This is a genomic window from Sphingobium sp. GW821-FHT02B05 (assembly GCF_059421905.1).
Window position 1 is genome coordinate 164,529 of the sequence record NZ_JBWKVW010000005.1, and the last position, 12,497, is coordinate 177,025.

Consider the following 12,497-nt stretch of genomic DNA (forward strand, 5'->3'; position numbering starts at 1 on the left):
GTGATGGCGCGCGCCCCGAGGGTCAGTCGTCGGCGATGCCCATTGCGAGCAGCTGCAGGCCGATCTGGTCGACATCGCCCCGGACGGAACCTTGCGTTTCCACCGAAGCGATACCCAGATCGACGATCACCTCGTCATTGTCATGGATATTCTGCATCTTCATCTCCATCGAACTACCACCGGGATTGGCGGCACGGTCGATTGTAAAGATGGACCAGCTTATATCCGAACTTATAAGTCCTCAAATTGGGAGCTTATAAGCTTGATGCGCCCTACGGCTCAATTCAATCCCAAATCCATGTGACAGGATCAGAGGATTTCTGGGTCAAATTCTGACGATATCCATTTCGATGCGGCATCAGCAATCTCCGGCGCACGCAGTAAACGTCGGCGATGATATTGCCACATGGCACCTCGTATAGCGCTTTTATTTCCTTTCTCAGTCAGATTCCATAGTGCGACAAGCTCTGCGGCATGGCGCTTTGCTGCGCCTTCACATAAGCGGCGGACGGCGAGTCGTTCGCCTAGCCCCATGATCGCGTCTTGCAATTCCATGTTGGAAGAGCAGCCGGCCAACCGGATGAAAAAGCTTGCCGTGGCATCCGCGACATTATGGTGATCTGGCTCGCGCGCAACAATCTGCGCAGACGGCTGCCCCACTGCTGCAAAACTCTCCGCATCTTTGACCGCCGCCCGGATCAGTTCGGCATGTAGGGCATAAAGATCAAAGGTATTCCGCGCGGTGATGGCCGGTATCGCAAAGCCGCCGCCGCCCTGCATCTCGACCAATCTTTGGCCCACCAGTCGATTGAGTGCATCCCGGACGGGCGAGATGCTCGTGCCAAACGCCTCTGCCATGGCGTGAACCGTGAGTGGCAAACCTGCCCCGAAATAGCCGCGTAGGATAAGCGCCTTGATGTCGCGGTGGAGCCGGTCGGCCGTCAGTGCTTCGGGTGCCATGCCCGCTACTCATCCGGCCGGCCCGGAACCGGATCGTCCTCGCGCTCCAGCCCCAGGCTGGAGAAAGGTCCTTAGGTTCAGATTTGAGATAAATTCGATACAGAGGCGTTCGATCTCATGCATGTCGTCAACGAAGAAATGTCGCGGAAAGTGCATATGATGCTCCAAGAACAGCATGGGGATGAGAAGATGCGCGGCGGACAACCCGAGGGCGTGCGCGCACGCAATGTGATCATCAAACCGGGACTTCGGGTTACCCGATTCAATTTCGCGCAACCATCGCACGCCGATCCCGACATCGGCGGCCAGTTGCCGTTGGGTCATGCGATGGCGCCTGCGACGTTCTTCAATACGGCGACCTGAGATCGACTTGACCTCGGCCAATATCGACGCACCTTCTTCAGAGGCGTCGCCCTGATATGAGGTCATCAGGTCCTCCCTGAATAAGCCTCAAAGCATCCATGCATATTCCGACTCAGCCAATGTTGAGTGAAATGTTCAACAGGTCAAATATTATCGCTCCCATTTTGACAGTTGGGATAGCGCGGCTTTGTTCGGAATTTATCCGGCATTTGTCCATTCGAAGGCTCGCAAGTGCATCTGCGCTACTTCAATGCCTTGCGATGTACAGGTGGACCCAGTCCGATCAATGAAAAGTCCCCGCTTTTGCCTAGCCGGGCTTCCTTCATCCCATCGATATGGAGATCAGCTATGAGAATGTCCCGTCCACTGGGCATGCCTCTAGGGTCAGGACCGCCACCATTTTTAGCGCCGTCCCCGCGCCCGCGCGATAGCGGGAATGCCTCGCCTCTCTGTCCCAGCGATCCCAGCAGCGACGACAGATCGATGAGCTTCTTCACGATCACATGCACGACTTCGCCTTCGCGCTGCACCTGACCGTAGAGCCCCAGCATCCGCGCGCCCATGACGATCCGCCGGTTCTGCTCGAACATGCTTGGCCAGAGAATGAGGTTGGCGATCCCGCTTTCATCCTCGATGGTGATGAACATGACGCCCTTGGCCGATCCGGGACGCTGCCGCACCAGCACGAGTCCTGCGAGCCAGATATAGCGTCCATCCCTCGTCGTATCGAGCGCGCTGCAGGGCATCATCTTTTGCTGCAAAAGATCGTCGCGGAGGAAGGAGACAGGATGCTGGCGCAGGGTCAGCCCGACATGGCCATAATCCTCGACCACCTCCCTCCCCTCGCTCATCGGCCGCAACGCGACCGGCTGCTCGACAATCTCTTCTACAAATCCATTCTCCCGCGCATCAGCCGCGGCAAACAAGGGCAGTTGCTCATTCCTCAGAGCCTTGATCGCCCAAAGCGCTTCGCGACGCCGCAAGCGCATGGACGCACGATAAGCGTCGGCCTCCGCCAGCCGGTTGAGCGAACCGACCCCTACGCCTGCCCGGCGCCAGAGCTCTTCAATAGAGACAAAAGGCGCATCGGCCCGCGCCAAGACGATGTGCGCCGCGTCCGCTTCCTTGAGCCCTGTCACCATCCGCATGCCGAGCCGTACCGCGAACCGATCGTCGCCTGCATCTTCGAGCGTACAGTCCCAGCGCGAAGCGTTGATGCAGACGGGCCGGATCTCGACCCGATGCGCCCGCGCGTCCGCCACGATCTGGGCAGGCGCATAAAAGCCCATGGGCTGCGCGTTCAACAGGCTGGCGCAGAAGATTTCAGGGTGCCAGCATTTCATCCAGGCCGAGGCATAGGCGATCAGCGCGAAGGAGGCGGCATGGCTTTCGGGAAAGCCGTAGCTGCCAAATCCCTCAAGCTGACCGAAGGTCTTCTCTGCGAACTCGGAAGTGTAGCCGCGCTCCACCATGCCGCTCACCAGCTTATCCTTGAATTTCGAAACCCCGCCGGTGAACTTGAACGTCGCCATCGCTCGGCGCAGCTGGTCCGCCTCCGACGCGGTGAAGCCTGCACATTCGATCGCGACCCGCATGGCCTGCTCCTGAAACAGCGGCACGCCCAGCGTCTTGCCCAGCACCTTTTCCAGTTCAGGCTTGGGATATTCGACCTTCTCCTTGCCCGCCCGCCTGCGAAGATAGGGGTGGACCATGTCGCCCTGGATCGGGCCAGGCCGCACGATCGCCACCTCGATCACCAGATCATAGAATGTGCGCGGCTTGATGTGCGGAAGCATCGCCATCTGCGCGCGGCTTTCGATCTGAAAGGTGCCCAGCGTGTCGGCCGCGCGGATCATGGCATAGGTGCGCGGATCCTCTGGTGGGATGGTAGCCAGGTCCATCTCTATTCCCTTATGAGCTTCCAGAAAATCGAACCCGCGCTTCATCGCAGTCAGCATGCCCAGCGCGAGGCAATCAACCTTCATGAACTTGAGCGCGTCGATATCATCCTTGTCCCACTCGATCACCTGGCGATCGGCCATCGCCGCCGGCTCAATCGGCACCAGTTCATCGAGACGATCATGCGTGAGCACGAAGCCGCCAGGATGTTGGGAAAGGTGGCGTGGCGTCCCGATCAGCTCACGGGCGAGATCGATGGCAAGCCGAAGGCGGCGATCGGTGAGATTAAGGCCAAGCTCATCGACATGCTTCTCCTGCACCCCTTCCTCGCTCCAGCCCCAGATCTGGCTGGAAAGCGCGGTGATCAGATCTTCCGACAGTCCCAGGGCCTTTCCGACGTCGCGGATGGCACCCTTGGCCTTGTAGCGAATGACCGTCGAGCAGAGCGCCGCATGATCACGGCCATAGGTATCGAAAACCCACTGCATGACGATCTCGCGCCGCTCATGCTCGAAATCGACGTCGATATCGGGCGGCTCTTTGCGCTCCTGGCTGACGAACCGCTCGAACAGCAGGTCCGAGCGCTCGGGGTCGATCGATGTAATGCCGAGTACATAGCAAACTGCGCTGTTGGCGGCCGACCCCCGACCCTGGCACAGAATGTCCCGGCTCCGCGCGAAGCGGACGATGGCATTTACGGTCAGAAAATAGGGCGCATAGCCAAGCTCCCCGATGAGCAGCAGTTCATGGGCAATCAGCCGGGATACCTTGTTCGGCACACCGCCGGGATAACGCGTCTTTGCCGCTTCCCAACTTAGTTTCTCGAGCGTGGCCTGCGGCGTCATGCCCGCAACGCTCACCTCCTGGGGATATTGATATTTGAGTTCATCGAGTGAGAAGCGGCAGCGCTCGGCGATCTCCAGCGTTCGGGCGAGCGCCTGGGGATAGCGGCCGTAGAGCCGGTACATTTCGGCAGCGGGCATCAGATAGCGGTCGGCATAAAGTTCGCGACGAGCACCCAGTTCGTCAATCGTGCAGCGATGACGGGTGCAGGTCATGACCTCCTGCAGCACGCGGCGATGAGGATGATGATAAAGGACATCCCCAGTTATGACGGTCGGCACATGGTGCCGTGCCGCGAGATTGGAAAGATTGTGGAGCCGCATCTGATCGCCCGGCCGCCGCCGCAGGGTCAGTGCAAGATAGGCACGCCTCGAGAAAATCCCGACAAAGCGCGGCAGCACAGCTTCTACCTCTGGCACCTCGCCCGGCAGCAGGATGGCAAGCAAGCCCTCGGCATGGTCCGCCACATCATCCCAGCCAATGATGCATTTCCCCTTGCCTCCGCGCTTCTTGCCACGGCTGAGCAACCGACAAAGCCGCGCATAGCCAGACCGATCCATGGGATAGACGAGGAGAGAATGCCCTTCGACCAGATCCAGGCGGCAGCCAACGATCATCCGGACGCCGGTGACCTTGGCGGCTTCATGCGCCCGGACGATGCCCGCCAGACTATTGCGGTCCGTAATAGCGAGGGCGTCCAGACCAAAGGCGTGCCCTTCGCCGAACAATTCCTCGCAGCTCGATGCTCCGCGCAGGAACGAGAAATGCGAAGCGCATTGCAGTTCAGCATATCGCACGATGGCACCTGCTGACTCTCATTTTGACCGAACGCATTTGTTCTCTATTTGTTCGTTTCCTCTTTCAAGTCAATCTGCCGGTGCGAGGAACCGATCGGATCAAAAGCCGTTGAGCCAATACCGGGTCACATTACTTGCCCCCCGTATGAAGGCCCGGTGCATCAAGCCCCGTCAGCTCCCCCGCTGGCGGGGCATTTTGTTTCCGGCGGTGTCAATCCGGAACTCGCGCTTCCCCGCTTCGCTTGTCTGCTATGGATGTCTCTCCGCGACAAAAGGGTGCGATCAGGGCACGTGCGCATCATGCCTCAGCCCGAACCGACTTTCTCGATCGGATCGCACCCTTTTTCGCCGGACGCGACGTCATTGGTGGCCCACTGCTCCTCGCGACAATCATCGCTCTGGTCTGCATAAACAGCCCCCTCCAACAGGATTATGAGCGGCTCTGGGATATGCCGCTCACCATCATTCTGGGCGATCTCTCGGTCAGGCATAGTCTTGCTGAATGGATCGATCATGCGCTGCTTCCTCTCTTTTTCGTCATCATCGGCACGGACGTAAAAAGAGAGCTGGTCCGCGGCGAACTCTCGCGCTGGCGAACTGCTGCCTTCCCCATTGCCGGGGCAATAGGCGGCATGCTGGTCCCCGTGCTCCTCTATCTGCTGATCGCCGGAGGCACTGAGGTTGCGACAGGTTGGGGAACCGTGATCACGATGGACACTGCTTTCGGTCTCGCCCTCATCGGGATTTTCGCAAAATCCTTGCCGCCAGGCGTCCGGGCGCTGTTCCTGGCGTTTGCAGCCATTGACGACATCGGCGGGCTGCTGGTCATCGCGATTGCCTACAGCCAGGGCATTCAAGTTACGGGCCTATTGGTCGGATGCGCTGCCTTTGCCGGCATTTACCTGCTCCGTCGGCTGAAATGGGGCGCCTCCCTGCCCTATGTCCTGCTCGCACTTATGCTCTGGGCCGGGATATTCCAGTCGGGCCTCCATACGACCATCGCCGGGGTTCTCATTGGTTTCCTGGTGCCGGTTCACCCCCGGCTCCGCCGCGCATAATTTGCCGACAAGGTTCAGCAGAAGGTCGATGAATTCCAGGCTGCGCACGACCATGCGGAAGAGAGCGATGACGAGGAGGAAAGTTCTGCCGCCGAGCAAAAGGCGGAGGAGCGGCTCGGCTATTTGCATGAAATGACCGGCGCCACCCATGAGACGGGAGAAAGGCTCATCACCCTGTTGACGCCGTGGATCAGCTATATCGTGTTGCCCCTGTTCGCGCTTTCCAATGTCCGTGTGCATATGAGCGGCGACCTCATCACCGCTGCGCTCGGCTCGGCGGTGGCGCCAGCAATCCTTGCTGGCCTGGTCGTCGGCAAACCGGTCGGATTTCTCGGCTTCAGCTGGATTGCGACACGCTTCGGGATTGCCGAGGCGCCCAAAAACGTCACCTGGCCGATGATCGCAGCCATCGGTTGCACGGCGGGCATCGGCTTTACCATCTCGCTCTTTATCTCGAGCCTTGCCTTTGACGACGAAGCCACGCGGGAAGTGGCGGCGCTCGCCATCATCCTGGACTCTCTTCTGGCGGGCATTGCCGGCTATGTCGCGCTCCGCCTGGCTGCCGAAAAACCAGCCAAAGTGCAGCGGCATGACATCGCACTAATCTAGGAGGCAGTCGCCCCTCCAAAGACCGTACGGATACGAAATGATGGGAACATGCGGACATCTGACCTGTTGGCTTGGCTTCACGCCTAATAGGAGAGAGCCATGACCCCCAACGACTATCCTGGTGAAAATGATCAGGCTGACATGAAGGGTACATCGATGAATGATCTGCCCGGGACCGACCAAGCCGATGGCACTGACGAAGACGTCGATGTTGATGTGGATGCCGACGATGAAGGCAAGGATGCCGACAATCTCGAGGACGCGCAGCGAGACGCAGCTGAAAATCGCGAGCAGGAAGGCGGCTATCAGTAAGGCCAGTTTTAGGGCTGCCACGATTCGAAACGTGTGCCGCCCCCAGGCTGAGGCCTGCTAATGGATGGCCAGATAACGTAGAAAATGAGCTGCCGGCAACCCCAGGCGATATCGCCATGGGCGAACGACGATCTGTGAACCCCGATAGCGGCGGGACGTCGCTACCTCCCTCTACGGCGCGTCATCACCTAAGGCCAAACTCTGCGCAACCCACGGTAGGCAAAGAAAACCCCGCCTCAGCGAACTCCACGGCGGGGCCAAGGTTCAGAGAGGTGTCGCTCAAAGGGGGAAGAGCGACATTGCTAACTTAGGCGGCTCGTGGCCTCGTTCAAGACCTTCTTTACCCAGAACGGTGCGAAATCAGTCGCGTAGCATTCCAGCCGCTGGGGATGCCCCATAGATTCAGTCTGACGACGGGGCGTTTGACGCCAGAGCATCGGTAATCATCGCAGCCAGCGTCTCTTCGGCCCGTGCCCGCACGCCAGCCTCTTTTGCTTCCAGATCGTGCCTAAGCCATTGCGGCGCGCGTTCGATGACACGTAGAATCGTCGAATTTGTTTTTTCGTCCATGCGAACCAGCCTATGACTGCTTGGTCCGCACAGCGCAATCATGCGGCAGCGCGCCGCTCGGGGCATCGCCGCCGTTCTTTGTCAGGCGAACAACCCGTGCAGAAACCAGCCCTGGCTACCGGTCGCTCTGTCCATGCCATCGCCCTGACGGAACAGCCAGTAGCGCGCGCCGGTCTCGTCCTCGATGAGGAAATAATCGCGGACGCTCAGCCACTCCTCATCGCTCACATGCCATTCGCCATAGATGCGCTCGGGCCCGTCCGCGCGCTTCACCTTCCGGCGCATGCCGCGCCACACGAAGTGAACTGGTGGGTGGTCGGGCAACAGGGCCATGGTATCGATGGGTTGAGGACGTTTGAAGAGGCGCGCTGGGCGCGGCCAGCGCTCGGGCCAGCGTAGCAAGGTCGGATCCGCCATGGGGGCAATACGGGTAACGGAGCGCTCGGGAATATCGCTTTCGCGCGCGGCAACCCGATAGAGCCGCTCCTCCCCTACCCTGTTCCCCAATATATCGACGAGCGCTGCCACATCAGGCGTGGGCGTCTCGCCCAGATGCGAGATGGTGCGGAGCCCAAGCGGCTCGACCAAAGGCGCTGCCAGCACCATCTTCTCGACCCCGAAGCCAGGATCGACCGTCTCGATCCGATCGCAGAGCAGTCGTCCCATCTGCTTCCTGTCCCGACTTGGCTTGGCAAGCCCGGCACGAATCGCCTCGATCCGGTTGTCAACGCGGTGAAAGCGCAGGTCCAGCCGTCGCGCCCCTACGCCCGCTTCCTCCAGTTGCTGACATAGGGCGTCCACCAGCTTGTGCGTGTAGCGGGCAAGGGTCTCGGGCGCGCCGATCGGTTCGGCAAAGCGGCGCTCCACCTCAATCGTTTCGGGCGGGGCGACCGGCTCGAAAGGTTCGGACACGCGGCCATAGACCTGATCGAGCCTTAGGCCGGGCGCCGACCCGAACCGCAGCGCAAGCGAGGCGCGCGGCATGGCTTCAAGATCGGCGATCGTTTCCAAGCCTAATTTGCTCAGATGAGAGACGATCGCAGGCTCCAGGCGAAGCGCGGCAAGCGGCAATTCGGCAATTGCCTCGGGCAATGAAAGAGGATCGATGACGCGCAGCGGCTCGGCGCCGTAACGCGCCAGCGCATGAGCAGCGCCATAGGCGGGCGCACACACTGCGCGCCCCGCCGTCTCCACTTCGGCAAGTCGCGTCACCACATCCTTGAGCACACCCATCACGCCGCCATGGGCATGAGCGGCGCCGGTGATGTCGAGCATCAACCCGTCGGGCGGATCGACCGATATGATCGGCGCATAGCGGCGCAGCGACCAGACAGCGAGACGCTCCAGCCCTTCGCGGTCCGCCTGCGGCTCGGCATCCATGATGATAAGGTCGGACACGAGCGCCTGCGCCTGGGTAACGGCCATGCCTGTGTGCAAACCGATCAGGCGCGCGGCGGCGTTCGCCGCGGTGATCACCCGGCGTTGCCCTTCCATGCCAGCAAGGATCAGCGGCGCGTCAGGAGGTGGCGCGCTGCGCCCAAGCCTGCGACGCAGCCGATCCGTTGGCCAGGTCGGCAGGAAGAGCGAGACGACCTGTCGCATCGCAGGCTTCCACCAGGAAATCGGCGCTCTCTCCTGCCCGGCACCGGATAAGCTCGACAAACCAGCGATGCCGACCAACCCCCGGCACTGCCAAGCGTTCGGAAGGAACGGCCGTCACCCGCCATCGCGTCGCGGCCGCCGTGGGCTGGCCAAAGTCCGACGCTTCGGCCAGGCGCCGCCAGCGCCGGATCGCAATGCCAATGGTGCCGCTGCTCTCGGCCGCCAGTTGGAGCCGCCGCGAGGATGGCATCGACAGGCGGGCGAGTTCCGCCACCACGCCGCCAAGGCCACCATGACGCAGCCCTTCCTCGAAACAGGCGAGCACCGCCGTCTCATCGCGGGCTTCCACATAAATGACGCGATCAGGATCAAGCCCCGCCTGCGCGATGGCGGGCGCGAACAGATCAGGCTCGGTCATGCACCAGAGAATATTGCCGCTCACCCGCGCGAGAATGCCGGCGGCGAACAGCGCGGCAGCCGCGCCATCGGTCACCCCCTGTGCGCCGCCCGCCATTTCATGCAGCGCGCCCAGCGCCAGACCCCCGCCCGGGAGTTTAGCGTCGACCATCTCCAGCCCAAATGGCAATACCTCTTTGCGCCGACGTTCCGCGCCCTCGATCTCAGCAATCTGGGCGCGCAAGGCAGCAACGCGGGGACGCGCCCCTCTTGCCATCATCGAAGGGCCTCCTTCTCGTTCGCATTTGGATTCGTTCCTATTTTGTTCTATACGGGACCCAAGTCAACGGGGGAGGAGTCGTACAGGCGCATCCTCAATGACACGCTTCTGAAACAAGGCAGGAAAACCCATGGTCTCGCAGCGAAAAAAATTAAGTCTCAAGCTTGGGGACGAAGCGGATGAAGATTCTTCGATCGACCAGCCTACGACCGAATCGGAGCGCGACTCGGCCTCGGCGCATTATCATCCCAGCCATGATCCCGAGCTTGTCACCGACGATGAAATTCCTTGGTAAGGAGGCAGCATTATGACGCCGCGAATCATCGCCATTGAAGGCATCGATAGCCTGCCGCCCAGCGAGGCGACGCAGCTTCGCATTGCCCAGCAGACGCTCGAGCTGATCCTTGGGTCGGCAGTTCGGGACAGCGATCAGACGGTCGATCCCGATCTCGCGGTCGAAGGCATATTGATGGGCCTAGCCTGCATTATGGAGCAGGCGCCTGAATTCCCGACACGGCAGAGCCTGCGCAAAGTCGCTGAGGCCTATGGCAAGTTACTCGGACATCACGCCCAGACTTTGCGCGCGGCCTTTGAAGAGACCGGCATCCATCCAATCGATGGTCTGCTCGACCGTTTCATGTCTGTCGCCGGCGACGGCCAAAAGCCTAACTGATCGGCTCCCATGTCGAGATTGCATTGCATGGCTGCGGGAATGGGCGAGGTCGCCGAGCATTTCGGCGCGGATATGCCTGCTCCGATCGAGCTTCCATCCGAGACCAGCGAAGGTGCGCTGGGACTGGTGGTCTTCGAGAATAAGGGTCGGCGGATCATGCGCGGCGTGACATGGGGGTTTCGCCGCATGACTCGTGAAATGCGCGAACGCGGCGAAGAGCCAGGCAGGATCGGACTGGTCGCCGACCTCACCAATCCCATGTGGGATCAGATGGTGGCAGATCCGCGCTATCGCTGCCTGATCGTGATGACCCATTTCGCCAACCCTGATGGACCACCCGGCGGCCGCACGCGGACCTGGTTTTCGTTGAAGCGCCAGCCGATCATGGCCTGGGCAGGCTTCTGCCGGAACATGCCGGACCAAGGCCCGGTTTATGCCGGCATGACGATGCCCGCCAATGAGGCCATCATGGGGACGAACGATCGGATGCCCATCCTGCTGGACTCCCAGGAATATGCCGCCTGGCTGCATGGCCCGATCGAGAGCGTGATCGGATTTCAACATCGAGCGCCCTTCGCTGCCGAGCGGTTCCGCGTCGAAACGACGGAAGATCTATGGAAAAGCCGCAAGCTGCCGCCTTCCGCTGATAGCCAGATGGCGCTGCTATGAAGACGGCCGATGCCCAGCAAATCGATCTGTTCGCGCCACTCCTTCTCCCTGGCCTAGACTATGCCGCCGACTTTTTGACCAAGGCTGAAGAGGCGGCCCTGATCGAACATATCAATGCGGCGCCGCTCACGCCATTTCGGTTTCAGCAGTGGACCGGCAAAAGGCTTACCACCAGCTATGGCTGGACCTATGATTTCGAGAATGGGCATTTCGGCCCGACCGACCCTATGCCCGACTGGCTGCTGCCCATCCGCGACCGGGCTGCGCATTTTGCCGGCCTTGCGCCGGAACGTCTCATCCAGGCCCTCCTCATCCGCTACGATATAGGTGCGGGCATCGGTTGGCACCGTGACCGCCCGGTATTCGATCGGGTCGTGGGCATCTCGCTTGGTGCGGGCGCGCCGATGCGCTTCAGGCGGCGGACACAAAATGGATTTGACCGCCGGACGGTACCGCTAGAGGCTCAATCCATCTACCAGCTGTCAGGAGAGGTGCGGCAGGAATGGGAACATAGCATCGCGGAGATGGAAGTGCCGCGGTGGTCGATCACCTTCCGCAGTCTAAAAGCTGGGCGCGACGGAGCGTGACGCCATGCCAGGCGTTGAGGCGTCTGCAAAGGAAAGGTCGCGATCATGCCCGCTAAGTCCCAAGCCCAGCAAAAAGCCGCGGGTGCGGCATTGTCCGCCAAGCGCGGCGAAACACCCAAATCGAAGCTGAAAGGCGCATCGAAAGATATGGAGAAATCCATGTCCGAAAAGCAACTTGAAGAATTCGCTGCGACCAAGAGGAAAAGGCTTCCTGAGCGCAAAGACTGATCCGCCGCCCTATTCGGTGACGCCAGACGGTCGCTATTTCGTGGTGCGCGGACGATTATGGCGGGCGACCAATCCGGCCTTGAAAGAGGATGTTCGCCAGCGGCTCGTCCAGCAGTTCATGGACGCGCGTCGTGATGTGGGATCAGCCAAGCGCTCAGGGGACATATCAGGGGAGCGAGAGGCGCGGGATCGGGTCGATGCTGCCAAGCGGAAGCTCGGCGAGCGAGGGCCGGTCTGGTGGGAGGACGGCGCTCCGGATTTCAATCGGCATCTTGCCCGCAATACGCCGTACGCCGATTGGTTAGCGGCACTCGATGCCAAGGACAGCTAAGCCGGTTGCAAATGCTGCATGCGGCCGTCTTCTCTTCGCATTTGCTAGCCCAAGCGCCCGATGCCACATGTTCCCTGCCTTTCAGGCATCCTCTCCTAAAACTCAATAAGGTCGGCCCTTTCAGGACCGACCTTCTTTTTTGCCTGACAGTCCTGGCCCAGCGGTCAGTTGCCTTCCTCTCCCTTATGATCGCCATGGCCGCCAGCCAGCGCTTCACCCCGGTCCCGGCGCGCTCTCGCCTGCCCGTCTTTTATCAGCGCTTTTTCCTTGTCGGTAATGGGCTGAGGCCAAGGCGCGGCCTGTTCATGGATGCCCTGCTG

General features: G+C 60.7%; 16 protein-coding genes. 9 read left to right on the plus strand and 7 right to left on the minus strand.

Annotated features, from left to right (window positions below; all coding sequences use genetic code 11):
• Positions 1-22: 22 nt before the first annotated feature.
• From AC07UX_RS16100 to AC07UX_RS16115, 4 genes are all read right to left on the minus strand, one after another.
• Positions 23-157 (minus strand): benenodin family lasso peptide, encoded by a 135-nt coding sequence (locus AC07UX_RS16100; RefSeq protein WP_495192999.1) that lies wholly within the window; start codon positions 155-157, stop codon positions 23-25.
• A 152-nt stretch (positions 158-309) separates the two neighbouring features.
• Positions 310-960 (minus strand): GntR family transcriptional regulator, encoded by a 651-nt coding sequence (locus AC07UX_RS16105; RefSeq protein ID WP_495193000.1) that lies wholly within the window; start codon positions 958-960, stop codon positions 310-312.
• Positions 961-969: 9 nt separating this feature from the next.
• Positions 970-1,389, minus strand: coding sequence for a helix-turn-helix domain-containing protein (locus tag AC07UX_RS16110; protein ID WP_495193001.1), 420 nt, complete (start codon positions 1,387-1,389; stop codon positions 970-972).
• A gap of 176 nt (positions 1,390-1,565) precedes the next feature.
• Positions 1,566-4,865, minus strand: a complete 3,300-nt coding sequence (locus AC07UX_RS16115) for an error-prone DNA polymerase (protein ID WP_495193022.1) — start codon at positions 4,863-4,865, stop codon at positions 1,566-1,568.
• Between the two features lie 248 nt (positions 4,866-5,113).
• Here AC07UX_RS16115 and AC07UX_RS16120 point away from each other — a divergent pair, with 248 nt between their 5' ends.
• The 3 genes from AC07UX_RS16120 (at position 5,114) to AC07UX_RS16130 (ending at position 6,841) form a co-directional block, all read left to right on the plus strand.
• On the plus strand, positions 5,114-5,920 hold the full coding sequence (locus AC07UX_RS16120; protein WP_495193002.1) for a Na+/H+ antiporter NhaA: 807 nt from the start codon (positions 5,114-5,116) through the stop codon (positions 5,918-5,920).
• A gap of 132 nt (positions 5,921-6,052) precedes the next feature.
• Positions 6,053-6,529 (plus strand): Na+/H+ antiporter NhaA, encoded by a 477-nt coding sequence (locus tag AC07UX_RS16125; RefSeq protein ID WP_495193003.1) that lies wholly within the window; start codon positions 6,053-6,055, stop codon positions 6,527-6,529.
• Positions 6,530-6,628: 99 nt separating this feature from the next.
• Positions 6,629-6,841, plus strand: coding sequence for a hypothetical protein (locus AC07UX_RS16130; protein WP_495193004.1), 213 nt, complete (start codon positions 6,629-6,631; stop codon positions 6,839-6,841).
• Positions 6,842-7,243: 402 nt separating this feature from the next.
• Here the strand turns inward: AC07UX_RS16130 and AC07UX_RS16135 are convergent, their stop codons facing one another.
• The 3 genes from AC07UX_RS16135 to AC07UX_RS16145 all read right to left on the minus strand — a co-directional run bounded on the left by AC07UX_RS16135 (position 7,244) and on the right by AC07UX_RS16145 (position 9,689).
• Positions 7,244-7,411: a DUF6771 family protein gene (locus tag AC07UX_RS16135; RefSeq protein ID WP_495193005.1), complete on the minus strand. Its 168-nt coding sequence runs from the start codon at positions 7,409-7,411 to the stop codon at positions 7,244-7,246.
• An 81-nt stretch (positions 7,412-7,492) separates the two neighbouring features.
• Positions 7,493-9,013, minus strand: a complete 1,521-nt coding sequence (locus AC07UX_RS16140; RefSeq protein WP_495193006.1) for a Y-family DNA polymerase — start codon at positions 9,011-9,013, stop codon at positions 7,493-7,495.
• Positions 8,928-9,689, minus strand: a complete 762-nt coding sequence (locus AC07UX_RS16145) for an ImuA family protein (protein ID WP_495193007.1) — start codon at positions 9,687-9,689, stop codon at positions 8,928-8,930. Before AC07UX_RS16145 ends, AC07UX_RS16140 begins: the two co-directional genes overlap by 86 nt.
• 130 nt (positions 9,690-9,819) lie before the next feature.
• On the opposite strand from AC07UX_RS16145, the gene AC07UX_RS16150 reads away from it, so the two are divergent.
• From AC07UX_RS16150 to AC07UX_RS16175, 6 genes are read left to right on the plus strand one after another with little or no spacing between them, the layout of a single operon-like run.
• Positions 9,820-9,984, plus strand: coding sequence for a hypothetical protein (locus tag AC07UX_RS16150; RefSeq protein WP_495193008.1), 165 nt, complete (start codon positions 9,820-9,822; stop codon positions 9,982-9,984).
• A 12-nt stretch (positions 9,985-9,996) separates the two neighbouring features.
• Positions 9,997-10,362 (plus strand): hypothetical protein, encoded by a 366-nt coding sequence (locus AC07UX_RS16155; RefSeq protein WP_495193009.1) that lies wholly within the window; start codon positions 9,997-9,999, stop codon positions 10,360-10,362.
• A 27-nt stretch (positions 10,363-10,389) separates the two neighbouring features.
• The gene (locus AC07UX_RS16160; protein WP_495193010.1) at positions 10,390-11,031 is read left to right on the plus strand and encodes an SOS response-associated peptidase family protein; all 642 of its coding nucleotides are present in this window, start codon (positions 10,390-10,392) and stop codon (positions 11,029-11,031) included.
• Positions 11,028-11,618, plus strand: coding sequence for an alpha-ketoglutarate-dependent dioxygenase AlkB (locus tag AC07UX_RS16165; protein ID WP_495193011.1), 591 nt, complete (start codon positions 11,028-11,030; stop codon positions 11,616-11,618). Before AC07UX_RS16160 ends, AC07UX_RS16165 begins: the two co-directional genes overlap by 4 nt.
• Positions 11,619-11,663: 45 nt before the next feature.
• Entirely contained in the window at positions 11,664-11,846 is a 183-nt protein-coding gene (locus AC07UX_RS16170; RefSeq protein ID WP_495193012.1) for a DUF3008 family protein, read from the plus strand.
• Positions 11,794-12,177 carry a hypothetical protein gene (locus tag AC07UX_RS16175; protein ID WP_495193013.1) on the plus strand — a complete coding sequence of 128 codons (384 nt, stop codon included), beginning with the start codon at positions 11,794-11,796 and terminating at the stop codon, positions 12,175-12,177. Before AC07UX_RS16170 ends, AC07UX_RS16175 begins: the two co-directional genes overlap by 53 nt.
• The last annotated feature ends 320 nt before the right edge of the window (positions 12,178-12,497 follow it).

What these genes read in the sequence shown, in the direction of transcription:
- AC07UX_RS16100 (WP_495192999.1), bottom strand. Translation starts at nt 157, where the DNA reads ATGCAGAATATCCATGACAATGACGAGGTGATCGTCGATCTGGGTATC.
- AC07UX_RS16105 (WP_495193000.1), bottom strand. Translation starts at nt 960, where the DNA reads ATGGCACCCGAAGCACTGACGGCCGACCGGCTCCACCGCGACATCAAG.
- AC07UX_RS16110 (WP_495193001.1), bottom strand. Translation starts at nt 1,389, where the DNA reads ATGACCTCATATCAGGGCGACGCCTCTGAAGAAGGTGCGTCGATATTG.
- AC07UX_RS16120 (WP_495193002.1), top strand. Translation starts at nt 5,114, where the DNA reads ATGGATGTCTCTCCGCGACAAAAGGGTGCGATCAGGGCACGTGCGCAT.
- AC07UX_RS16125 (WP_495193003.1), top strand. Translation starts at nt 6,053, where the DNA reads ATGACCGGCGCCACCCATGAGACGGGAGAAAGGCTCATCACCCTGTTG.
- AC07UX_RS16130 (WP_495193004.1), top strand. Translation starts at nt 6,629, where the DNA reads ATGACCCCCAACGACTATCCTGGTGAAAATGATCAGGCTGACATGAAG.
- AC07UX_RS16135 (WP_495193005.1), bottom strand. Translation starts at nt 7,411, where the DNA reads ATGGACGAAAAAACAAATTCGACGATTCTACGTGTCATCGAACGCGCG.
- AC07UX_RS16140 (WP_495193006.1), bottom strand. Translation starts at nt 9,013, where the DNA reads ATGCGACAGGTCGTCTCGCTCTTCCTGCCGACCTGGCCAACGGATCGG.
- AC07UX_RS16145 (WP_495193007.1), bottom strand. Translation starts at nt 9,689, where the DNA reads ATGATGGCAAGAGGGGCGCGTCCCCGCGTTGCTGCCTTGCGCGCCCAG.
- AC07UX_RS16150 (WP_495193008.1), top strand. Translation starts at nt 9,820, where the DNA reads ATGGTCTCGCAGCGAAAAAAATTAAGTCTCAAGCTTGGGGACGAAGCG.
- AC07UX_RS16155 (WP_495193009.1), top strand. Translation starts at nt 9,997, where the DNA reads ATGACGCCGCGAATCATCGCCATTGAAGGCATCGATAGCCTGCCGCCC.
- AC07UX_RS16160 (WP_495193010.1), top strand. Translation starts at nt 10,390, where the DNA reads ATGGCTGCGGGAATGGGCGAGGTCGCCGAGCATTTCGGCGCGGATATG.
- AC07UX_RS16165 (WP_495193011.1), top strand. Translation starts at nt 11,028, where the DNA reads ATGAAGACGGCCGATGCCCAGCAAATCGATCTGTTCGCGCCACTCCTT.
- AC07UX_RS16170 (WP_495193012.1), top strand. Translation starts at nt 11,664, where the DNA reads ATGCCCGCTAAGTCCCAAGCCCAGCAAAAAGCCGCGGGTGCGGCATTG.